The organism is Staphylococcus shinii (assembly GCF_017583065.1).
Lineage (GTDB): Bacteria > Bacillota > Bacilli > Staphylococcales > Staphylococcaceae > Staphylococcus > Staphylococcus shinii.
In genome coordinates this window covers 545,054-566,968 of record NZ_JAGEVL010000003.1, presented here as the reverse complement: position 1 = coordinate 566,968, position 21,915 = coordinate 545,054, and the positions used below count along the sequence as shown (strand labels likewise).

Annotated in this window: 21 protein-coding genes; 5 read left to right on the top strand and 16 right to left on the bottom strand. The window is 32.4% G+C overall.

What is annotated here, in order from left to right; translation table 11 throughout:
- Positions 1–79 precede the first annotated feature (79 nt).
- The gene (locus tag J5E45_RS06455) at positions 80–625 is read left to right on the top strand and encodes a PadR family transcriptional regulator (RefSeq protein WP_101050546.1); all 546 of its coding nucleotides are present in this window, start codon (positions 80–82) and stop codon (positions 623–625) included.
- 68 nt (positions 626–693) lie between these two features.
- Here J5E45_RS06455 and J5E45_RS06450 read toward each other — a convergent pair whose 3' ends face one another.
- Entirely contained in the window at positions 694–1,788 is a 1,095-nt protein-coding gene (locus J5E45_RS06450; protein WP_208181859.1) for an ABC transporter permease, read from the bottom strand.
- Positions 1,785–2,513, bottom strand: a complete 729-nt coding sequence (locus J5E45_RS06445) for an ABC transporter ATP-binding protein (RefSeq protein ID WP_101094195.1) — start codon at positions 2,511–2,513, stop codon at positions 1,785–1,787. Before J5E45_RS06445 ends, J5E45_RS06450 begins: the two co-directional genes overlap by 4 nt.
- 139 nt (positions 2,514–2,652) lie before the next feature.
- Between J5E45_RS06445 and J5E45_RS06440 the strand changes: the two genes are divergently transcribed.
- Positions 2,653–3,219, top strand: coding sequence for a TetR/AcrR family transcriptional regulator (locus tag J5E45_RS06440; protein WP_069792672.1), 567 nt, complete (start codon positions 2,653–2,655; stop codon positions 3,217–3,219).
- A 488-nt stretch (positions 3,220–3,707) separates the two neighbouring features.
- A complete protein-coding gene (locus tag J5E45_RS06435) occupies positions 3,708–3,839 on the top strand; it encodes a beta-class phenol-soluble modulin (RefSeq protein WP_017723991.1) in 132 nt (43 codons plus the stop codon).
- A 103-nt stretch (positions 3,840–3,942) separates the two neighbouring features.
- Here J5E45_RS06435 and J5E45_RS06430 read toward each other — a convergent pair whose 3' ends face one another.
- The 11 genes from J5E45_RS06430 to J5E45_RS06380 all read right to left on the bottom strand — a co-directional run bounded on the left by J5E45_RS06430 (position 3,943) and on the right by J5E45_RS06380 (position 17,020).
- Positions 3,943–5,346, bottom strand: coding sequence for a sugar porter family MFS transporter (locus J5E45_RS06430; protein WP_039068155.1), 1,404 nt, complete (start codon positions 5,344–5,346; stop codon positions 3,943–3,945).
- Between the two features lie 71 nt (positions 5,347–5,417).
- The gene (gene araA / locus J5E45_RS06425) at positions 5,418–6,839 is read right to left on the bottom strand and encodes an L-arabinose isomerase (protein ID WP_208181858.1); all 1,422 of its coding nucleotides are present in this window, start codon (positions 6,837–6,839) and stop codon (positions 5,418–5,420) included.
- Between the two features lie 12 nt (positions 6,840–6,851).
- Positions 6,852–7,547, bottom strand: coding sequence for an L-ribulose-5-phosphate 4-epimerase (locus J5E45_RS06420; protein ID WP_069792674.1), 696 nt, complete (start codon positions 7,545–7,547; stop codon positions 6,852–6,854).
- A complete protein-coding gene (locus J5E45_RS06415) occupies positions 7,525–9,147 on the bottom strand; it encodes a xylulokinase (RefSeq protein WP_208181857.1) in 1,623 nt (540 codons plus the stop codon). The genes J5E45_RS06420 and J5E45_RS06415 overlap by 23 nt, the downstream gene beginning before the upstream one ends.
- Before the next feature lie 143 nt (positions 9,148–9,290).
- A complete protein-coding gene (locus tag J5E45_RS06410) occupies positions 9,291–10,370 on the bottom strand; it encodes a GntR family transcriptional regulator (RefSeq protein ID WP_039068159.1) in 1,080 nt (359 codons plus the stop codon).
- A gap of 398 nt (positions 10,371–10,768) precedes the next feature.
- Positions 10,769–11,542 carry an SDR family NAD(P)-dependent oxidoreductase gene (locus tag J5E45_RS06405; protein WP_259339206.1) on the bottom strand — a complete coding sequence of 258 codons (774 nt, stop codon included), beginning with the start codon at positions 11,540–11,542 and terminating at the stop codon, positions 10,769–10,771.
- A gap of 1 nt (position 11,543) precedes the next feature.
- Entirely contained in the window at positions 11,544–12,479 is a 936-nt protein-coding gene (locus J5E45_RS06400) for a 3-hydroxyacyl-CoA dehydrogenase family protein (RefSeq protein ID WP_208181856.1), read from the bottom strand.
- A gap of 27 nt (positions 12,480–12,506) precedes the next feature.
- Positions 12,507–13,820 (bottom strand): GntP family permease, encoded by a 1,314-nt coding sequence (locus J5E45_RS06395; RefSeq protein ID WP_119585097.1) that lies wholly within the window; start codon positions 13,818–13,820, stop codon positions 12,507–12,509.
- A 24-nt stretch (positions 13,821–13,844) separates the two neighbouring features.
- Positions 13,845–15,134: a histidinol dehydrogenase gene (gene hisD, locus J5E45_RS06390; RefSeq protein WP_119585095.1), complete on the bottom strand. Its 1,290-nt coding sequence runs from the start codon at positions 15,132–15,134 to the stop codon at positions 13,845–13,847.
- A 110-nt stretch (positions 15,135–15,244) separates the two neighbouring features.
- Positions 15,245–16,228, bottom strand: coding sequence for a LacI family DNA-binding transcriptional regulator (locus J5E45_RS06385; protein ID WP_237282811.1), 984 nt, complete (start codon positions 16,226–16,228; stop codon positions 15,245–15,247).
- A gap of 321 nt (positions 16,229–16,549) precedes the next feature.
- Positions 16,550–17,020: a peptide-methionine (S)-S-oxide reductase gene (locus J5E45_RS06380; RefSeq protein WP_208181854.1), complete on the bottom strand. Its 471-nt coding sequence runs from the start codon at positions 17,018–17,020 to the stop codon at positions 16,550–16,552.
- 146 nt (positions 17,021–17,166) lie between these two features.
- On the opposite strand from J5E45_RS06380, the gene J5E45_RS06375 reads away from it, so the two are divergent.
- Entirely contained in the window at positions 17,167–17,385 is a 219-nt protein-coding gene (locus J5E45_RS06375; RefSeq protein ID WP_039068161.1) for a hypothetical protein, read from the top strand.
- Positions 17,386–17,703: 318 nt separating this feature from the next.
- A complete protein-coding gene (gene trhO, locus J5E45_RS06370; protein WP_039068162.1) occupies positions 17,704–18,657 on the top strand; it encodes an oxygen-dependent tRNA uridine(34) hydroxylase TrhO in 954 nt (317 codons plus the stop codon).
- A gap of 205 nt (positions 18,658–18,862) precedes the next feature.
- Here trhO and J5E45_RS06365 read toward each other — a convergent pair whose 3' ends face one another.
- From J5E45_RS06365 to J5E45_RS06355, 3 genes are all read right to left on the bottom strand, one after another.
- Positions 18,863–19,441: a dihydrofolate reductase family protein gene (locus J5E45_RS06365; RefSeq protein WP_208181853.1), complete on the bottom strand. Its 579-nt coding sequence runs from the start codon at positions 19,439–19,441 to the stop codon at positions 18,863–18,865.
- Between the two features lie 220 nt (positions 19,442–19,661).
- Positions 19,662–20,408, bottom strand: a complete 747-nt coding sequence (locus J5E45_RS06360) for a transglycosylase family protein (RefSeq protein ID WP_101050555.1) — start codon at positions 20,406–20,408, stop codon at positions 19,662–19,664.
- A gap of 614 nt (positions 20,409–21,022) precedes the next feature.
- The gene (locus tag J5E45_RS06355) at positions 21,023–21,736 is read right to left on the bottom strand and encodes a transglycosylase family protein (RefSeq protein WP_208181852.1); all 714 of its coding nucleotides are present in this window, start codon (positions 21,734–21,736) and stop codon (positions 21,023–21,025) included.
- Positions 21,737–21,915: the final 179 nt, after the last annotated feature.

Below are 21,915 nucleotides of genomic sequence, written 5' to 3'. Positions count from 1 at the left end.
TCAAACATGTAATTAATTACATGTTTTTGATTACATATAAATGCTATACTTTATTCGATAAAACGTCAAGGAGGATGTTATGGCACAAAAAAACATATTACAATATGTACTGTTAGGCCTTTTGAAAAATGAGCACATGTCTGGTTATGACATAAAGAAAGCTTTTGAACGTGATATTGGTGAATTTTGGCAAGCAAATCACAGTCAAATTTATCCTGAATTAAAAAAATTATACGGGCGTAGTTTAATTGATAAAACGATTGAAATAACAGGAGAAAAGTTAGAAAAAAAGATATATGCTATTACAGATGCAGGACGACAATTACTAAATGATTGGCTAGTTTCCCCAACACCTGAGTTGTCAGTTCATAAAAATGAATTCAATTTAAAATTGTATTTTATCAATGACAAAAATGACCCTATATTACCAGTAATGTTCGACGAGCAAATTCATTTACATGAAGCAAAGTTAGAACATTTAAAAGAAAGACGTGTAGCATTATTTAGCAATGAAGCATCTCAAGAACAACATTACGGGCATTACCTTGTATTAGATTATGCTATTGAAAGAGAAACACATAATATCAATTGGTTGAAAGCTTGTCACCAAAATTTTAAGCATTAAAAAAAGCTCCTTTCCAAACAGTAACACTGTTAAGAAAGGAGCTTTTGATTTTTCAAGTTAACATAAAATTAAACTTTTCTATAACGTTTAAGCCCAATAATATTTAAAATGGTAAACACAATAATAAAGACGAATAATATACAAATATCAAACCAAATATATTCCAATCCTTGTCCTTTTATCATAATGTGCGTCAATGCATCACCTGCATATCTTAAAGGAAATAGATAACCTATGAAACTTACCCAATTAGCAATATTTTCTAAAGGAATAATACCTGAGAAAAAGATTTGAGGGATTGCTACAATTGGTATAAACTGAATCATTTGAAACTCAGAATTAGCAAAAGTTGAAACGAATATTCCCATAGCCAATGCGGCCAATGCGATTAAAATATTAACCAATAATACCCACCATATACTACCTGCAAGTTCTATATTCAAGATAATAATCGCATAAAACACGATGAGTAACGTTTGTAATATAGCAAACAAACCATAACCTGCTAAATAGCCAAACACAATATCTCTTCTTTTAATCGGCGTTGCTAATAAACGTTCAAGTGTACCTTTAGTACGCTCTCTAAGTAATCCAATACCAGATATTAAAAATACGAAAAGGAAAACAAAGAAACCAATTAAAATTGGGAATATTTTATCAAAGTACGTACTATCCGCATCACCATATAGATAATGATTATCCAACTCTACATTCTCTGAGGCTTGATTATTTCCTTGTTGCATATTATCTGGAATTTTTTCTACAATTTTCATCATACCTTGCATTTTATTTTTCTGAAGTGCACTAGCAAGTAACTGTTTCGTAGCATCAGTTTTACTAGGGTCTTCATTAGCATATGTTACTTCTATTTTAGACCCATCTTTCGTAATATAACTATCCAGCTCTGAATCTACCATCGTATCTTTTACAGAATCTAATGAATCAACCTTCTCTATATCCACTTTATCTGAAGGTAATTCATTTACAATTTTGTTAGGCACATTGTCAGTAACACCTATTTTCAAATTTGTTTCTGAATTTGTATCAAAAACGAAATACAGCAATGTTAATACTAAAATCGGTGCGAACAACATTAAAGCCAATGTTCTTTTATCTCTTAACAATTCATTAACAACTCTTATAAAAACGGCTTTAAATCTCATGATTTCATCTCCGCTTCAGCCTTTATAAACACTTCTTCTATAGAATTTACACCGAATTTTTCTTTCAGTTCTTTTGGCGTTCCCATAGTGAATAAACGGCCTTCCATAATCAATCCAATGTAATCACAGCGTTCCGCTTCTCCCATGACGTGCGTTGTCACAATTACTGACTTATTTTCCTCTGTGAGTATGTTAAGTTGTTTCCATATATCTTTTCTAAGGCTCGGATCAATACCCACTGTTGGCTCATCTAATATAATTAAATTAGGATTTGACAGTAACGTAATCGCTAAAGACAATCTGCGCTTCATACCACCTGAAAATGTATTCACAATTTGATGTAATTCATTCTCTAAATTAACTAGCTTCATATTCTTATCAATTGCTTGTTTTAGCTTAGCGCCACCTAAACCCATCAAATTACCGAAGAACACTAAATTTTCTCGAGCAGTTAACGATTCATATAGCGCATCACTTTGCCCCATATAACCAATTTCATGAAGAATTTTACGGTTAGGTATACTAGTATCGAATATTTGAGCATGACCTTTATCCAATTTCTCCATACCCATAAGGCACTTAATCGTCGTCGTTTTACCCGAACCACTTGGGCCTATTAACCCTAAAATTTTTCCAAATGGTAATTCAATATCAATATGGTCTAAAACTTTCTTTTTGCCATAACATTTTGTCGCACTTATTAGTTTAGCTGCAACTTCAGACATGTTTAGCCCCCTTATTAGACAAAGTGTCAATTATCATTCATAATGCGATTATATACCTATAAAATATAAAAACAATAAAAAGGTTATCGTTACTGAACACATTTAAAAAATATGTCTAATAATATTAGGAGTGAAACGAATGACTAAAGAATTATTTACCGATGCCCGCATATTGAAGACGAAGAAAAATACTCGCGAAGCTTTAATAACGCTCTTAAAAACTAAAAGATTCGATGATATCTCGGTAAAAGATATCTGTAATGAAGCTAATGTAAGTAGAGGAACTTTTTATTTACATTACAAAGATAAATATGATTTAGTCCATCAATATCAGACAGAAATTATAAAAAGTGGCAGTAAGAAAATTCATGAATTTTTAAACTCAGACCGTCGTTTATTTTTTTATCACATGCTTAATTTTTGGAATAATGAAGCCGAACTTTTATTATTGCTCATATCTAAAAATGGCTCTACGGAAATTCAAAATCAAGTAAAATCAATGTTGCAAAAAAATGCAGAAAAAAATATTCTACCTTCAGTAAAAACGATTAATTTAAGTGAAAGAGAACAACATTATTTTGTGATTTTTTTGAGCAATGCGATTTTTGGTATTATTCAAGACTGGGTAGATAACGGAAAACCAGAAACTATAGAGGAACTATCAATTATTATTAATAAGATTATCCCCGCTTCGTTGTTGGGCTGAAATTTTTCTGCCCTCCTTTCTTATTGCTATCTAGACCTTTATTTAATAAAATCATCGTCTCCAACCACGCACATTTAATACTAATCATATGTTCACTAACAACAATGTTAAAAATTCTCCCACCACTTTTCACAAAAACAAAAGAGGTAACGGAACCGATTTTTGAAAATATGATTCCATTGCCCTACTCCTATTTTTTATACTTCACTACATTAACTTCAACCTTATTCACTATAAACTCAGCTGCATAACTTACCATTATGCCACAGTCTCTATAAAAGTGCTACGCAATATTAAAAATTTTACAAATAATTAAAATTTGTATACTATACTTACAATTCCTATAAAAAAACTATTATTACACTTAGGCATAAAAAACGTTTAGTTAGGCATTTTTATGCAATTAATTAATAAAAAAAGTTATATTGTATTTAACAAATTAAAGCAAATGTTTTAATTTTAAATTTCTAAAAAAAGGAGTGTTTCACATGGCAGGAATCGTAGAAGCAATTGGCAACGCAGTAAATGCAGGTTTAGCACATGACTGGGCTACAATGGGCGTAAGCATCGCAGAGGTTTTAGGTAAAGGTGTAGACTTCATTTTAGGTTTCTTTAAATAAACATATGCATGAAAAAAGGCCTTTTCTAGAAACCCCTTCTTAATTGAGGAGTTTCATAGAAAAGGTCTTTTATTATTTACCAGATTGTTTTCCATTTAAATTATTATATATTTTTCACTTGCGCATTAACCTTATTCGAATCGCGTGACTCTCCAATTGCTTCAATCTCTTCAAGCGTACGCCCTCTTGATTCCGGAACAAATTTTTTCACAAATAATACACCGAGAATACAGATAACACCAAAGATTGCAAAAACAATTTGTTGTGAAAAGTAAGCTGTCATAATTGGGAATAGAAGCCCAACTAAGAAAGAACCAATCCAATTTAATGATGATGCGCTACCCGAAGCAAAACCTCTAATTGCTAACGGGAATATTTCACCGACAATAACCCATGTAAGTGGTGCCCATGTAAAGGAATAGAAGGCAACATAAATACTTAAAAAGATTACTATCAATATCGGATTCGCATTGGGTAAAAATATATGAATAATAGCAGGCAATATAAACGATAATCCCATTACGGTACCACCTAGCATAAGCAATGTTCTTCTATTAAATTTATCCGCTATCCAAATAAAGAGTAATGATCCTAATACAAGTATGACACCTTGAATAATAGGCCACATAAGTGCATCACTCGCAGAATTTCCAGTGGCTTGTTCTACAATTAATGGAATATAATAAAATATTGCATTCGCCCCTTGAAACTGTTGAAATGCTGCTACACCTAATCCTGCAACTACTAAATATTTATATTTACCATTAAATAATGTGGCTAATGACTGATTATTTTTCACATTATTCTCTTTTTGAATTGTTTTTTTAATTTCTTCAAATTCTTCATCGACTTTATAATTATTTCTAAGATTACTTAATACAAGTTTAGCTTCTTCAAATCTATTATTTTTAATTAAGAACCTTGGAGATTCTGGTAGTTTTAAGACACCTAAAAACAAAATCAGTGCCGGAATTGCTGCGATACTCAACATTAGTCTCCAACCAATTTCCATAGGTAATCCTCTTAAATAATAATCAACAATATAAGATAATAACATTCCAGATACAATCATAGTTTGATTCATTCCTGATAATTGACCACGATATTTTGCTGGTGCCATTTCAGACATATAAGCAGGAACTAAAGCTGATGCTGCACCCACTGCTAAACCAAGTATAACTCTAGATATAATCAAAAAGTAATTACCATCATGTGGTGCAATACCTGACAAGATTGAACCAATAACGAAAATAATCGCTGAAATTAATATCATTTTTCTTCTACCTAGTTTATCCGACAGTTTGCCAGCTAAAATACCACCAAATATCGCACCTAACATCACTGAAGATGTAATTAAACCTATAATAAATCCACTTTCAATACCCCAGTCTTCTCTTAAAAACGGTAGCGCTCCTGTCATAACCCCAATATCATAACCAAATAATATACCACCAAAAGCTCCGAAGAAATAGATAAAACGATTTGAAACCTTACTATTAACTTTCATCCCATTCACCCTCTTTTTAATGAAAAACTTAATCACCTATGCATAGATTTACGACAAACGTTTTTTGAAAATTAGTTAATTAGTGTGTATTCGGCATCAAACATTTTCAATAGTATTTCTATTTTTGAACGTGTTAATTTTAGAGAAAGTATAGTATGATGTCCGCCGCCTTCTTCTATCCAACGTTTTACACCTTTTTCTAATGATGGTTTCACTTCCCAAAGCACTCTAGCTACAGGCAAATGAGGAGCTGGTTCATCGAGACTTTTAGCTTCTATTTCATTAATAATAAATTTATAGCGTGTCCCTAAATCGAGCATCGTTACAACAACGCCTTCACCAGATTTACCATCAAATACTAATCTTGCCGGGTCATTTTTATCCCCTATACCAAGTGGATTCACAACAAGTTTAGGTTTCGTTTCAGCAAGTGTCGGATCAACTTCTAACATATGTGAGCCTAGAATATGTGAATGGCCGCTTCTTAAATCATACGTATAATCTTCCATAAATCCTGTTGCTTCATTTTCTGCAGCAATTTTCAATAAACGATCTAAAGCTGCTGTCTTCCAGTCACCTTCACCAGCAAATCCATAACCTTGTCCATTTAACCTTTGTACTGCTAAACCTGGTAATTGCTGCATACCATGTAAATCTTCAAAGTTTGAAGTGAAAGCAGTATAGCCACCTTCATCTAAGAATTGCTTAATCGCTATTTCGTACTTAATTTGTTCTTTTACAGAACTGTTAAATGCCGCTTTACTATAATCTCTATAATCAAATTCGTATAAGTTTTCGTATGTTTTAAATAATGCAGCTACATCTTCATCAGTAACTTGATTAATATATTCAACTAAATCACCGATACCGTAGTAATCAACAGTCCAACCATATTGAATTTGCGCTTCTATTTTATCTCCTTCTGTTACTGCCACATTGCGCATATTGTCACCAAATCTAGCGACTTTTAAATTAAAACTTTCGCTATAAGCATTGGCTATAAGCATCCAATCTCTTAATTGCTGTTGAACGTTTGTGTCTTTCCAGTGCCCAAATATAACTTCATTATTTTTATTCAAGCGACGGTTAATATAACCGTATTCTCTATCACCATGTGCCGATTGATGTAGGTTCATATAATCCATGTCGATGTTTTCCCAGGAAATATCTTCATTATATTGTGTCGCTAAATGTAATAACGGTTTTTGTAGTAATTTAGTACCTCTTATCCACATTTTTGCTGGCGAAAATGTGTGCATCCAAGTAAGAACACCTAAAATATCGTCACGATAATTAGCTTCTTTCATAATTTCAGTTATCACATCTGCTGAAACTGCCAATTTCGGTTGTAATTCAATTTCAAAAGGTAATTGCCCACTTTCATTCAACCCATCAGCGATATTTTGGGCATTTTGCTTAACTTGATTTAAAGCCTCTTCACCATATAGTGCTTGTGATCCAACTACAAACCAGAATTTTTTAACATTTGTCATTTTACTTCCCCCTTAATTTTGACCATAATAGGCGTTTTTTCCGTGTTTCCTTTCAAAATGCTTATCAAGTATTGCTTTAGGCAATGTTTCTGCAAAAGGATTTAACTGTCGCGTAAATATATTCATTTTACATACTTCTTCTAAAACAACTGCATTCATAACAGCCTTGTCACAATTCTCTCCCCATATAAATGGTGCATGTCCATGTAACAAAACAGCAGGTACTTCATGTGGATTTATCCCTTTTTCATCAAATGTTTCAACGATGACATTACCTGTTTCATACTCATAATCCTTATTTATTTCTGCTGTTGTTAAAAATCTTGCGCAAGGAATATCACCATAAAATGTATCCGCATGTGTAGTACCCATTGCAGGCACAGGCAGCCCAGATTGTGCCCAAGTAGTAGCCCAAGGTGAATGTGTATGGACCACACTACCAATGCCATCAAATTTTTTATACAGCACTGCATGTGTTGGCATATCTGAAGATGGCTTCAAATCCCCTTCAATAACTTCACATTCTAAGTTACAAACAACCATATCCTCAGGCTTCATTTCATCATAATCTACACCACTTGGTTTAATAACAAATAACTGTGATTCTGGATCGAACGCACTAACATTACCCCAGGTATACTTAATTAGGCCTCTACTAGGCAATTCTAAATTCGCTTGATATACTTCAGCTTTTAACGCTTCGAGCATTCATATCGCCTCCTAAATATTTAGTTATGGATTGTTCAATCGATAATCCTTTTTTCATTTTTTCTACATAATTATTAAAATTAATAACTTCTTGTTCTACTGGGTGTAATGTGCTAGCTCTCGTATTTATAAATACGGATTCATTAAGGAATTCATCTAGCGGTACTTCAGTATCTAATGCGGCATAAAACGCTAAAACACTAATGCCCCATGCCCCTCCTTCACTTGCAGTTTCCATAACCGTTATGGGCTGTTCAAGTGCAGAAGCTAGTATCTGTTGAGCAACGTCTTTCGTTTTAAATATTCCACCATGAGCAATCAATTTATCTATGTTGATATATTCATTTTCCTTAAGTAAATCCATGCCAATTTTCAAAGTACTAAATGCACTAAATAAATGCATTTTCATAAAGTTTGCTAAATTGAACTGATAATTAGGTTCGCGGATAAATAATGGATAGCCTGTGTGTACATTTGTAATATTCTCTCCAGATACATAATTATATGAAAGCAGACCGCCTATGTTATCATCACTACTTAATGAACGCTCGAAAATATGTCCGTACAACTCATCTGATGAAAAATCAACACCCATGACGTTTAATACTTCACCAAACAAATTCATCCAATCATTAATATCTGAAGTACAATTATTAGTATGAATCATAGCTACTTCGCTGCCATCAGGAGTCGTCACAACATCAATTTCCGGATACATATCTTTCAAAGTATTTGATAATACAATCATGGCAAACGCACTTGTGCCAGCAGATATATTACCTGTATTCTGAGCAACCGTATTTGTTGCAACCATACCTGTACCAGCGTCTCCTTCTGGTGGGCACATCAAAATGCCAGCTTCAAGGTTACCAGAAGGATCTAATAACGTTGCACCATCTTTTGTAAGTAGCCCTCCACTTTCCCCTGCTAATTTAACCTCAGGTAATAACTTTTCAACTGACTGTCCAAACCCCTTTGCTTTAAATATGTTATTTGTCTCATTTAACAAGTCTATCCTATAGTCCTTTGTATCAATATTTATCGGAAACATGCCTGAAGCATCACCAATACCTAAAACTTTTTCACCAGTTAGGTACCAATGTACATATCCAGCTAATGTAGTTAAATAAGTTATTCGATTTATATGTGACTCATTATCTAATATAGCCTGATACAAATGTGCAATACTCCAGCGTTCAGGTATATTAAATTGAAATGCTTCGCTAAGTAATGTTGCCGCTTTAGCTGTATTTCCATTCCTCCAAGTTCTAAATGGCACAAGCAAGTCTTCGTTTTGATCAAAAGCCAGATAACCGTGCATCATACCACTCACCCCAATAGACTTCACTTTTCTTAGGGTTAAATCATACTTTTCTTTTATTTCCGTCGTCATTGCACTATAACTCTTCTGCAATCCTACCCAAATATCATTAATCGAATATGTCCAATATCCATCGATGAATTGGTTCTCCCACTCAAAATGGCCAGATGCAACTGTGCTCAAATTCTGATCTATAGCTACGGTTTTAATCCTAGTAGAGCCTAATTCAATACCTATTGAAATATCTTCACTTTTTAAATTTCGATTCAAATCATCCATGTTTTATCGCCCCTTTGAAACCGTTTTCAAATACACCTTATATTATTTGTCCGTACATGTCAACAAAAATTATATTATGTCCGCACATATTAAAGGGCATAAAAAGGGCTCAAACCAATGTAATTATTGATTTGAGCCAGTATTTAAATTTTTTTCACTGAATTACGTTCTATAATATATGTATCTATGAGTTGCGAGGTTTGTTGTTTATCTTTATCTATCGTACTAATCATCCATTCAGCTGCTCTACTACCTAGCAATTCCTGCGGATGAGACGTTGTTGTTAAATCCATTTCATTCAATTTACTTAACACTGAATTATCTTGTCCTACAACAGATAAGTCATTCGGTATTCGCATATTTCGTTTTTTCAATTCCTGCATGACCTCATATGCGATAGCGTCGTTATAGCAAACTAAACCAGTTATGTTAATTTTTTTATTGCAAATATGTTCCACAATTTGTTCAATTACCTGTGGTTTACTTTCAGTATCAAATGTATAGATATGTTCACCTTTAAATAAAATATGATTACTTTCAAAAGCGTTAAAATACCCTTTCATTCTTAGTTTACCTTGATTGTCATCAATTTTCGTAATCAATGCAATGTGCTCATGCCCATGATCTATCAAATATTTAGTCGCTAAATAACCAGACTTCACATCATCAATTGCTGTATAAGGTAAATTCAATTCATCATATTTTGCATTTATCATTAAAATTGGAATATCACGTTGTTTAAATAGTGAATAATAAGATAGGTTTGGATTATAAACGTTACTTTTAGTAGGTTCTACAATTAGTCCAGTCACACCTTGATTCAACATCATTTCTAAGCATTTACGTTCTTCTTCGTGGTTATTATTCGTACTTGCTAGTATCAAGGAATAGCCATTTTTTCTAAATACATTTTCTATCCCTCTAATAATACTCGGAAAAATATAGTCCGATAAATACGTCACGATGACACCTATTTTTTTAGTTTCATTCGCTTGGCGTGTATTTAAATAACTATAGCTTACATAAGACCCTGAACCCTTTTTCTTTCTTATAAATCCTTCTTTAACAAGTAGATCCATCGCCTGTCTTATCGTATAGCGACTTACATTATATCTATCCTGAAATTGTTTTTCTGTCGGTAACAACATTCCGACTTGATACGTTTTATTTATTATTTTTTCCTTTATTTCATTCGCTACAATTTGATATTTGGGCTTATTCATAATTAAAAATCTCCTAATCGCACCAATATTTAGTAATAACGTATATTATAGCATACGTCATATTTTCTTACTGGAACTAGCATAAAAACATGAAAAATGTTGAATTAATAAACCTCTCCGCCATTGTCATCAAGGTTTTATGCACTCTTTCTGTAGTTTATACAAAACAATATATAATTAAAATTACGCTATTAAAAAATATAAACTAATTACATAACTTAATTAGTTTATAATAATCCTTTATTGAATTTCAACTTTGTTTATGAATTTTTTGAAAAATCGCTTCTACTTATAAAATGTATACAAATTGACAAAAATAACGAGAACGTTTATATAGTAATACGCCCTCGTTATATATTAATTTCTCTTACTTTATCAATTTAAAAAACTTAGTTTCTTTAAATTGCAGTCCACCCACCATCAATTTTTATTGTTTCACCAGTAATAAAGTTGGACAAATTAGAACTTAAGTATAATATTGCTCCAGTAATATCATCTAATTTAGGCAACTTATGAAATAATACGCGATTTAAAACGTCTTCTTTAAATTTTTTATCTTTAAACATTTCTTCTGTCAATTTAGTTTCAACAAACGTTGGAGCGATCGCATTAACATTTATATTATATTTTGCCCATTCTATAGCTAGTGATTTAGTTAATTGTATTACTCCCCCTTTACTTGAAGAATAAGGTGCTCTATTATGGTACCCTACAAAACCAACTTGAGAAGCTACATTAATAATCTTTCCACCTTCTTCTTCTGCCATATAGCGTCCGAAAAATTTAGAAATAAAGAATAAGGATTTTAAATTTAATTCTAATACTTTATCCCAATCTTCCTCTTCAATTTCAAATGCAGGTTTACTAATATTTATACCAGCATTGTTCACCAATATATCTATGCTTTTATAAATTGCAATTATTTGCTCAACAGTCTCAGAAACCTTATTAAGTTTTGTTATATCAAGTGAAAAAGCATTATGATTTCCATCGTAACGATTCAGTATATCTAATGTTTGATTTAATGCATTATTATCTCTACCTATTATAATTACATTTGCTCCTAATTCAGCAAAATCTATTGCAACCTTTTGGCCGATTCCTTTATTACCACCAGTAATAACTACATTTTTATTTTTTAAATCGATAAAACTTTTTGACAAAATAATCACCTTATTTCTCTTCTAAATCTCTTTTCAAAAAATACATTAATATTTCATCTCTTTTATTTATTATTTCTTGAGGGAGAGGGCCATCCCAATTGTAGAAACCTTTGCCTGTTTTATAACCCAATTCGCCACTTTGAACATGTCGTGCTAATGTTTCTCCAGAAAATTTATCGGTGTTCAAATCTTCAAATAAATAATTGGAAATCGAACTAAAAGTATCTAATCCACCTAAATCTGCTGTCATTAATGGTCCTATTATTGGATATCTTCTTCCAACACTATAAGTAACTGCTGCGTCAATATCTTCTTTTGATGCAACGCCTTTATCTAATAAGGACTGGGCTTCTCTAAAAAGTGCGTATTGTAATCTATTCCCAATAAAACCTGGTATTTCTTTTTGAATTAATATAGGTTTTTTACCGATGGTTTCAATTAAGTTTGTAGTACGGTTGACGACACTTTGACGCGTTACATCATTTTTTACAATTTCTACTAGCGGTATTAAATGTGCGGGATTCCAAAAATGCGTTATTATAAAATTTTCTGGAAAATTATAAAACTGTGATAATTGATTTAATGTAAATCCAGAGGTATTACTTGCCAATATGATATCTTCATCTAATAAACCATTCAAACGTGTATATAACTCTTTCTTTATTTCTAAATCTTCAGGAATAGCTTCAATTACAAATGTTGCATATTCTACGGTTTTTTCTAAATTTGTAGAAAATATTATATTTTTTTTAATTTCTCTTAATTGTTTTTCAGTAATTAATTCGTTACTATACAAGTCATCTAATTTATTTTCTATTTCTTTTTTAGCTAAATCCAAATCACTATTATTCAAACTATACACTTGAGTTTTATAACCAGCCCATGCTGTGGATAACGCGATTGAATGTCCCATGGTCCCGCTACCGATAATTGTTATATTTTCCATAAGCACCCTTCTTTTTATTAATAATGTTTAAAATCCTATCATAAATAAGGTTACTGCTATAATAACTGCAAGAAGCGGAATTATAACAGTCATGGCTCCAAAGGCAGGATAGGCATCTTTATGAGATTCGCCCGCAATTGATCTAATAGTAGTAACAGCATATCCGCCATGTGGTAAGGAGTCTAAAGTTCCAGATGACATAGAAACTGTTCTGTGTAAGGCATCTGCATTAACCCCCATATCTAAATAATGCGGACCTAAAATAGGAAGCGCTATCGATTGACCACCAGAAGATGACCCTGTTAGACCAGCAATCACCATTACTGCAAATGCCCCAGTTATTAAAGGGGAGCCAGGTAAACTGGTCACGTAATCAATTGCGCTTTTAAAGGCAGGGGTTACTTGAGCAACACTACCAAATCCAACAACAGCAGAAGTATTACCAAGTGCAATTAATGCTCCTTCAGTCCCATTACCAACAGCTTTCCAAAAATCTCTGAAATAAGATCTATTTAATATCCAAGTAGCAATAACACCACTTGTAAGGGCAATTATTAAGGCAGATTGCTCAAGTACATCATGCAAAACAAAAGCTACAATCAATACTATTAACAAAGGAATAATACTTAAAAATGGATTAGGTAACCCTTTTCTAGATTCAACCTCATCATTTTCCCTACTAATAAAATACTCGCCTTTTCTTTTAGCTTTTTTTATCATATGCATTAACCATAAATAACCAGCAATCAGCATAAATAATGCAGTAACTAAACTAACACCCCAACCAGCATAGGGGCTAGTATGTAAATACGGTATAGGAATCCAGTTTTGTATCTCTGGAGAACCTGCTGAAGTCATCGTAAAAGTTGTTGACCCCAACGCTAGTGTTGCAGGAATAAATCTTCTTGGAAAATCAGATTCTTTAAACAAATTTACTGCCATCGGATATACCGCAAATGCTACAACAAATAAACTAACGCCACCATACGTTAATACGCCACATGCTAATACAATAGCTAAAACTGCTCGTTTCATCCCTATTTTTTTTATTATCCAATGAGAAACACTTTCTGCTGCGCCACTATCTTCCATAACTTTTCCAAATATCGCGCCTGTTAGAAACATAAGATACCAAGAAGTGACAAAACCAGAAAATCCATCCATATAACTTGTCACGAAGTCCGTCTGTTTACCAACTGCAAGTTGAGAAAATAAAGGAAGTCCATTAAACACTCCTACAATTAACGCAGACAAAGGCGCTGCAATAAGTAAATTCATCCCTCTCATAACTAAAATAGTCAATATAGCTAATCCACCAATTAATCCTAATATACCCCACATATAAGTATGTCCCCCTTTAGGAAATTAATTATTTCCTTTATCTCCATACTTTCTCACTCGTAGTAAAGCTTGCTCTGCATGTCCAGCAAAATTTTCATATTCACATAAACGCGCTGCGTATTCACCTATATAAGCGCTTTGCTTTTCAGATGTTACTTTTTGATAAGTTACTGTCTTGATGAATTTACCTACCCATAAACCACCTGTATATCGCGCTGCTTTTTTAGTTGGTAATGTATGATTTGTGCCTATCACTTTATCTCCATATGCTACGTTTGTTTCTGGCCCAAGGAATAATGCTCCATAATTCGTTAAATTATCTAAAAAATAATTTGGGTTTTTCGTTAAAACTTCAACATGTTCATATGCTAATTTATTTGCTTCATTTATTGCTTCTTGTTCATTTTCTACAATTATCACCTGACCATAGTTATCCCAAGATTCTCTAGCTACATCTGCAGTGGGCAAGGTTAGTAATTGTTTATCAATTTCTTCAATAGCAATTTTAGCAACTTCTTCAGACGTAGAAATAATTGCACCAGGTGAAGTAGGACCATGTTCACCTTGTCCTAAAATATCAGTTGCAATCATTTCTGGTTCAGAAGATTCATCCGCAATTACTAAAGTTTCAGTAGGGCCTGCTAACAAATCAATTCCTACTCTTCCAAAAAGTTGACGTTTTGCTTCTGCAACAAAAGCGTTGCCTGGACCTACAATCATATCAACAGCCTCAATACTCTCTGTACCTATTGCCATGCCTCCCATTGCTTGAATTCCACCTAAAATATATATTTCATCAGCACCAGCTTTATACATGGCATATACAGTTGTTTCTGGAATCTTTCCATTTATAGGTGGTGTACATGCAATTACTCGTTTAACTCCAGCAACCTTAGCTGTTAATATACTCATATGGGAAGAAGCAATCATTGGGTATCGCCCCCCTGGTATATAACATCCCACACTTTCGACTGGTATATTTTTTTGACCTAAAATAACGCCTGGTAAATTTTCTATTTCAAAATCTTTCAATGACTCTTTTTGAGCTTTTGCAAAATTTTCAATGTTTTGTTGGGCAAAAGCGATATCATCTTTAACCTGTTGTGGTATGTTATTTATAATTTTTTGAATCTGCTCTTCATTTAATTTAAATGATTCCGGGTTCCAATTATCAAATTTAATAGACAAATCACGTAATGCTTTATCACCTTCATTTTCAATTGTTTTTATTGTATTACTTACAATTTCACTTACCTTTTCGTCAGACTGTTTTATATCTTCCTGATTTTTACCTTTTTTTAATATATAAGTCATATTAAAGTCCCCTTCCACTTTTTGCATACGTATGCAAAAAGTAATAAAAACCTACTGCATACGTATGCAATATTTCATTCAACCTTATAGTAAGCGCTTTCAATTGTCAATCACTTTGTTGTATTTCTAAACTTTATTTTCCCTTTCAACTTTATTTGTTCTACTTTTTTAAAATCGCCATTAATTAAAATATTAATCGTCTTGTTTATCATTTGATCTAAAGGTTGTGCCCAAGTAGTTAATTGATTATTGGGCCATGCTGCCATTTTTATATCATCAAACCCTATTACTTCCATATCTTTAGGTATGTCAAAATTCATCTTTTTTGCTGCTTCGAGAATCCCTAAAGCTGTTATATCATTTGCTCCAAACACACCTTCCGGCTTCTTGCCTTTCTTAAAATAACTCAGAGCTTTTTGATAGGCTGTTTCAAAACTGAAATCTCCTTCAATAATGTCTATATCTTGGCCTTTTTCTTTAAAATACTCTTTGAACCCGTATAACCTATCTCTATTAGTAGAAGTGTTGCTTGGTCCAGATACATATAAATTATTTGTATAACCTTTATCAAAAAAATATTTAGCTATTGATTTTGCAGCAAAGTAATTATCACTTGATACAGAATTACAATTCAAAGTTTCATCATATCTATTAAATAAAATTACGGGTATATTTGAACTTTTTAATTTTTTTACTAATTCTGAAGATAATACAGCATCAGTGATTATAATAGATTCAACGTTATATTCTATAAATTGGTTAATTTCTTCCTGCTGAATTTCTTCATTTTCTGTATATACAAAAAGCACAGAATAACCAAAGTTTTTCAATTTTTGTGTAAATAATGATAGCACCTCATGATAAAACGGATTTTGTTTATTTTTCATTGCTATCCCAATCAATTTTGATTTATTTGTAATTAAACCTCTAGCTAAAGCATTCGGTTTATAATTCAATTCATCTGCTACCTTCATTACTCTTTTTCTTGTGTTTTCTGAAACACTTTTACCTGGCGAAAAAACTCTAGAAACCGTAGATTGTGATACTTTAGCAAGTCTAGCTACATCTTCTGCTGAAATTTTTTTCTTTTCCAAATTCATCTTCCCTTCTACAAAAATCATTGAATTAAATCAATAACCTGCTTCATTATCTTTAACATTTACTTATAATATCTAAATTTAAATTCATAATCATTGCTTTTCATTTTCACTTTTCTATTTTATATCATACTATAAAACATTCTATATAATAAGATGGCACTTCATTTAACAGCTTCTCCTCCTATCCACAATAGTTAAAGTGCCTTAATGATATTATTTAAGTATCAATTATTCACCAATATTCAAAAAGATAAAAAGGAGGTGTAGCATGCACACCTCCCTAATGTATTTAAGATTCATTGAAATCGTTTGTTACTATTTGTATTTATTAACAAGTTCTTTTGGTAAATGACAATAATCGTTTGGGAATCTTGATAATCTATCTTGGTTTTCTTCTGCACTTCTCACGTAATTTGTTAGTGGTAATACCTCTGTTGCAATAAGGTGATGGTCTTCAATCGTGTCTATATAAGCTTGCGCTTCCTTTAAATGTTTAGCATCTTCACTGTATAATCCCGTTCTATATTTTAAACCAATATCTTCCCCTTGTTGATTTACGCTGTATGGATCAATAATTTCAAATAAGTACTCCATTAACTTTGCTATTGTTACTTTTTCGGTGTCAAAATCCGTCTTAACAACTTCAACATAACCGTCATATTCGCCATCTAACGTATTCGAAATACCGTTAGCTCTACCCGCCTCAGTATTAACAACACCAGGAAGTGTTTTGACGAAGGCTTGCACACCCCATAGACATCCACCTGCTAAATATACTGTTTCCATACTCATCTCTCCTGTTTAAATTTTATTTTTTCCGTCAGTTAATGAAAGTATAGTAACCATAGTTACACAATTCAATGTTTCATATTTTTAGATGATTGATTTTAATTTAAAATGGGAAAATTAAATAGACGATAAGGAGGTATTATATGCCTAAGGTTAAAGAAAGATTATTAGAGGATATCGAGGAAAAACCTTCTCGAACTGATAGTAACTTTAATTCTGAGAAAGAACTGCAAGAAAATGCTTTTGAAAGATTAGGTAAAGATGTTGTTATTATAGAGATATTAGCAATTATGAATATCGTTTTTGCAGTCAGTACAATTAGTTTAATCGTGTCACTTATATTTACTAATAAAAATAAATAATTCATATTCATTTTTATGCTCTTTTCAACTATCATCTTTTGAAGATGCTATGCTTGAACAGAGCATTTTTTCATATTGGTTACATAAATATAGTTTTAAAACGGTTATATAAATATTTGATTTTGCGAAATTTTTAAATTGAATATTGTCCTTTTTTTGTTACAATATAGTGAGGATAATTTCGTCATTTTATAAAAATAATTAATCGATGTTAATTTAACCATATTTATTATGAACTACTGTCGCACGAATATCGTCAAACTAATAATTTTATATAAAAACTATAAGAGAAAAAATCAATTAGAGGAGAATAGTATTATGGATTACAGAGTATTATTGTATTATAATTATACAACTATTGAAGACCCCGAAACTTTTGCCACAGAACATTTAGATTTTTGTAAAGAGTTAGAACTTAAGGGCCGTATTTTAGTATCGACAGAAGGCATTAATGGTACAGTTTCTGGTACGATTGAAGCTACCGATAAATATATGGCTGCATTAAAATCTGACGAAAGATTTAAAGACATTACTTTTAAAATCGATGAAGCTGAAGGACATGCTTTCAAGAAAATGCATGTACGCCCAAGACAAGAAATTGTAGCTTTAGATCTTGAAGATGACGTAAATCCAAGAGAGCTAACAGGTGATTATTTATCTCCAAAAGAATTTAGGGAAGCGTTATTAGACGACGATACAATCGTCATTGATGCACGAAATGATTATGAATATGACCTTGGCCATTTCCGTGGTGCAGTTCGTCCTGATATTACAAGATTTAGAGATTTACCTGACTGGATTAAAGAAAACAAAGACCAATTTATGGATAAAAAAATTGTAACTTACTGTACTGGTGGTATTCGTTGCGAAAAATTCTCAGGTTATTTATTAAAAGAAGGTTTCGAAAATGTGAGTCAACTTGAAGGCGGTATCGCTACTTATGGAAAAGACCCAGAAACAAAAGGTGAATTCTGGGATGGTAAAATGTACGTTTTCGATGAACGTATCAGTGTAGAAGTAAACCATGTAGATAAAACAGTTGTAGGTAAAGAATGGTTTGACGGCACGCCATGTGAACGTTATATAAACTGTAGCAATCCTGAATGTAATAAACAAATACTAGTATCAGAAGAAAATGAAGCACGTTACTTAGGTGCTTGCTCTCATGAATGTGCAGCTCATGAAAATAATCGTTACGTAAAAAAACATGATATTAGTGACGAAGAAAAAGCGAATCGCTTAGATAATTTTAAAGAACTAGTAAATCAATAAATCTCATTAAGCACATACACGTACTAAAAAATCGATTGAACTGACAGACTAACTATAAGTATGTTTTCAACTTAATCGACTTTTTTAATATCGTTATTTGAAGCTGAAACAAACCTTAGGCGATAGTTCACCTAAGGTTTATTTATATTTGTATAGTTATTTTTCAAAATAGAGGTCAGCAACTTAGCCAACTTCTACCTTTTGTTTATTCTTTATTTTTTTGATAAATAAGGCCTAAAGCACCCGATTTAAATGTTTTACTATCAAGTAATTTCAATTCTACTCGTTCATGTATATTTTGAAATAATGGCAATCCTTTACCAATCAATGTAGGCGAAATGGTAATTTTATATTCATCCACTATATCTAATTGCATCAAATAATGTGCGAATCGAGGGCTTCCCAATACTACAATATCTTTACCTTCTTGTTGCTTCATCTGGATAATTTCATCTTTAACATTCTTTTTAACTAAACGTGAATTATGCCAATCGACACTATTCAAAGCTTTTGAAAATATGACTTTTTCAACATTTTCAATCCATTTAGCGTGTTTCAGTTCATGTTCAGAAGCATGTTTATCTGATGGAACTGTCGGCCAGTAATCATACATCATTTCATAGGTTTTGCGCCCCCAAACAATTGTGTCAGCAGTTTGCAACACTTCATCAGCAAAATTTTCTAATTCGTTATTATAAGCAATCCAATCAATATCCATAGCACCTTGAGAACCTTCAACAAATCCATCCAAAGAACTGTGTAAAAACACAACAAGTTTTCTCATATTAATTGCCCCTAACTAAATTCCCAAATATTTATGTTGCTTGAAATTTTCATTAAAAACTACAATCTTTATTATTTTATGTATACCCATATTTACATCAATGATTTATCGATATTTAAAGAATTTATCAAAATAAAAAATAACGGCTGAGACATTTAAATGCCCCAACCGCTATCTTCATTATTAAAATTCATACTATTTTTGTTACTGAATATCTATATTATGCAGTAACCCATTGTGAAGGGCCAACTTCATCATATAATTTTTGTGCTGCAGCGTCTTGTACTGCTTCTGGTGCATTACCAGCTGGTTGGCCTTGATATTCAGATGGTGCTACTGAATCCCATGTACTTTGTAAGAATTGGAACTTACCTGAAGCACCTGATGATGGGTTTGTAGCATGAATATCGCCACCTGATTCACGTTGCGCGATTTGTTGTAAGTGTGAATTCACACCTGATGAACCTTCTGAAGCTTCATTTGAGCTTGATTCGTTTGAGCTAGCTGAAGATTGTGTAGTTGCTTCTTGTTGTTGTGATTGTTGTGGTTGTTGTTGTTTTGTTGACTCTTGTTGTGGTGCACTTTGTTGAGTTGATTGTTGTGCTTGAGCAGACTGTTCACTTGAAGCTTGTTCAGTTTGTGACGCTTGTCCGTTTTGTTGTCCACTATTGTCTGCACTTTGTGCTGATGAACTAGTTGAACCTTCTCCTGATCCTTCACCATAGCTCCAAGTAAAGTTTTCACCATCTGAATTAAAATTGTAATTTAATCCGTCTTGATTAAAATTATAGTTATATGAACCATCATGTAATGCTGATTCATTTAATTGTTCTGGATTATTTTGAGCTTGTTGCGCTAAATTTGCTTGATTAATATTTTGTTCTGATGCATCCGCTGAATTTCCTGCTGCTAATCCTGTAACACCTAATCCTACTGCTAATGTTGATGCAATTACTGTTTTTTTCATTATTAATAATCCTCCTAAGAGATAATTTCCATATTTTAAATTTAAAAATTAGATCGCAATTTCAACAATTGAAGTTGTTTACTTTTTACAACTAATTTGTAATTACTACTATAACACCCATAAAAAGCGCGTAGGTTACAGCCAAATTAAAAAAGCAATCGATTTTTTACATCGTCATTACGTTAAAAAGCATGATAAACATATGTAGATTAGCGGTGGAAAACTTTCATGGAGGTACAAAGGTGTATAAATACACTTTTGCGTTGTGTAATATGCTTGTAATTAGTGTGAAAATTAAACGTATATAACTTTTATTTTTCACAAATTTAAGATAAATCATTTTAGAATATACTGATAGATAGAATGTTTCATTCTGTCTAACTATAAAACTATTTAAACATTAATTTTTCACAAAACATTTTTATGATATTTAAAAATACCAAATCATAAAATAATCTCCTTCTATATATTGAAAAACTAAACCATTCATTAATATTTAAATAAAATTTATCTCAATAAACCCATTAACTAAACATAAAAAATAAGAGGTTAGAACATTTATTAATGTCTAACCTCTTAAAATTTATATAGTTAAAATTTGAATTTCAATTATATTATGCAGTAACCCATTGTGAAGCGCCAACTTCATCATATAATTTTTGTGCTGCAGCGTCTTGTACTGCTTCTGGTGCATTAGCAGCTGGTTGACCTTGATATTCAGATGGTGCTACTGAATCCCATGTACTTTGTAAGAATTGGAACTTACCTGAAGCACCTGATGATGGGTTTGTAGCATGAATATCGCCACCTGATTCACGTTGCGCGATTTGTTGTAAGTGTGCATTCACACCTGATGAACCTTCTGAAGCTTCACTTGAGCTTGACTCATTTGAAGAAGTTGAAGCTTGTGTAGTTGTTTCTTGTTTTGGTTGTTGAGTTTGTTCAGTTTGTGGAGCAGCTTGTTGAGCTGGTTGCTCAGTTGATGCTTGCTCTGTTTGTTGTGGTTGAGCTTGTTCTGTTTGTTGTGATTGTGCTGGTTGTTCAGCTTGTGCTGGTTGCTCTGCTGAAGCATTACCTTGTCCATAGCTCCAAGTCCAATATTGGCCGTCTGATTGGAAGCTATAGTTTAAATTATTATGATTAAAGTCAATGTTATAAGCACCTTCTTGTACTGGCGCTGCGTTTAATGACTCTGGATTAGTTTGTGCTTGTTGAGCTAATTGTGCTTTATCTACACCTTGCTCTGAAGCGTCTGCTGAATTTCCTGCTGCTAATCCTGTTACACCTAATCCTACTGCTAATGTTGATGCTACTACTGTTTTTTTCATTATTAATAATCCTCCCAGAAGATAATTTTCGCTTTTATTTTTAAAATTGTTATTGAATTTCAATTATCTAAACAAAGATAATTTACTGCTTCAATGAATTCACAAATAGTACTATAACATCCATAAAACTCTTGTAGGTTACAATGAAATTAAAATAAACGACGTCTTTTTTACATCCT

What these genes read in the sequence shown, in the direction of transcription:
- J5E45_RS06435 (WP_017723991.1), top strand. Translation starts at nt 3,708, where the DNA reads ATGGCAGGAATCGTAGAAGCAATTGGCAACGCAGTAAATGCAGGTTTA.
- J5E45_RS06415 (WP_208181857.1), bottom strand. Translation starts at nt 9,147, where the DNA reads ATGGATGATTTGAATCGAAATTTAAAAAGTGAAGATATTTCAATAGGT.
- J5E45_RS06365 (WP_208181853.1), bottom strand. Translation starts at nt 19,441, where the DNA reads ATGAGAAAACTTGTTGTGTTTTTACACAGTTCTTTGGATGGATTTGTT.
- J5E45_RS06430 (WP_039068155.1), bottom strand. Translation starts at nt 5,346, where the DNA reads ATGAAAGTTAATAGTAAGGTTTCAAATCGTTTTATCTATTTCTTCGGA.
- araA (WP_208181858.1), bottom strand. Translation starts at nt 6,839, where the DNA reads ATGACAAATGTTAAAAAATTCTGGTTTGTAGTTGGATCACAAGCACTA.
- J5E45_RS06360 (WP_101050555.1), bottom strand. Translation starts at nt 20,408, where the DNA reads ATGAAAAAAACAGTAATTGCATCAACATTAGCAGTAGGATTAGGTGTT.
- J5E45_RS06375 (WP_039068161.1), top strand. Translation starts at nt 17,167, where the DNA reads ATGCCTAAGGTTAAAGAAAGATTATTAGAGGATATCGAGGAAAAACCT.
- J5E45_RS06355 (WP_208181852.1), bottom strand. Translation starts at nt 21,736, where the DNA reads ATGAAAAAAACAGTAGTAGCATCAACATTAGCAGTAGGATTAGGTGTA.
- J5E45_RS06400 (WP_208181856.1), bottom strand. Translation starts at nt 12,479, where the DNA reads ATGGAAAATATAACAATTATCGGTAGCGGGACCATGGGACATTCAATC.
- J5E45_RS06380 (WP_208181854.1), bottom strand. Translation starts at nt 17,020, where the DNA reads ATGGAAACAGTATATTTAGCAGGTGGATGTCTATGGGGTGTGCAAGCC.
- J5E45_RS06395 (WP_119585097.1), bottom strand. Translation starts at nt 13,820, where the DNA reads ATGTGGGGTATATTAGGATTAATTGGTGGATTAGCTATATTGACTATT.
- J5E45_RS06410 (WP_039068159.1), bottom strand. Translation starts at nt 10,370, where the DNA reads ATGAATAAGCCCAAATATCAAATTGTAGCGAATGAAATAAAGGAAAAA.
- J5E45_RS06455 (WP_101050546.1), top strand. Translation starts at nt 80, where the DNA reads ATGGCACAAAAAAACATATTACAATATGTACTGTTAGGCCTTTTGAAA.
- J5E45_RS06420 (WP_069792674.1), bottom strand. Translation starts at nt 7,547, where the DNA reads ATGCTCGAAGCGTTAAAAGCTGAAGTATATCAAGCGAATTTAGAATTG.
- J5E45_RS06450 (WP_208181859.1), bottom strand. Translation starts at nt 1,788, where the DNA reads ATGAGATTTAAAGCCGTTTTTATAAGAGTTGTTAATGAATTGTTAAGA.
- J5E45_RS06445 (WP_101094195.1), bottom strand. Translation starts at nt 2,513, where the DNA reads ATGTCTGAAGTTGCAGCTAAACTAATAAGTGCGACAAAATGTTATGGC.
- hisD (WP_119585095.1), bottom strand. Translation starts at nt 15,134, where the DNA reads ATGACTTATATATTAAAAAAAGGTAAAAATCAGGAAGATATAAAACAG.
- trhO (WP_039068162.1), top strand. Translation starts at nt 17,704, where the DNA reads ATGGATTACAGAGTATTATTGTATTATAATTATACAACTATTGAAGAC.
- J5E45_RS06440 (WP_069792672.1), top strand. Translation starts at nt 2,653, where the DNA reads ATGACTAAAGAATTATTTACCGATGCCCGCATATTGAAGACGAAGAAA.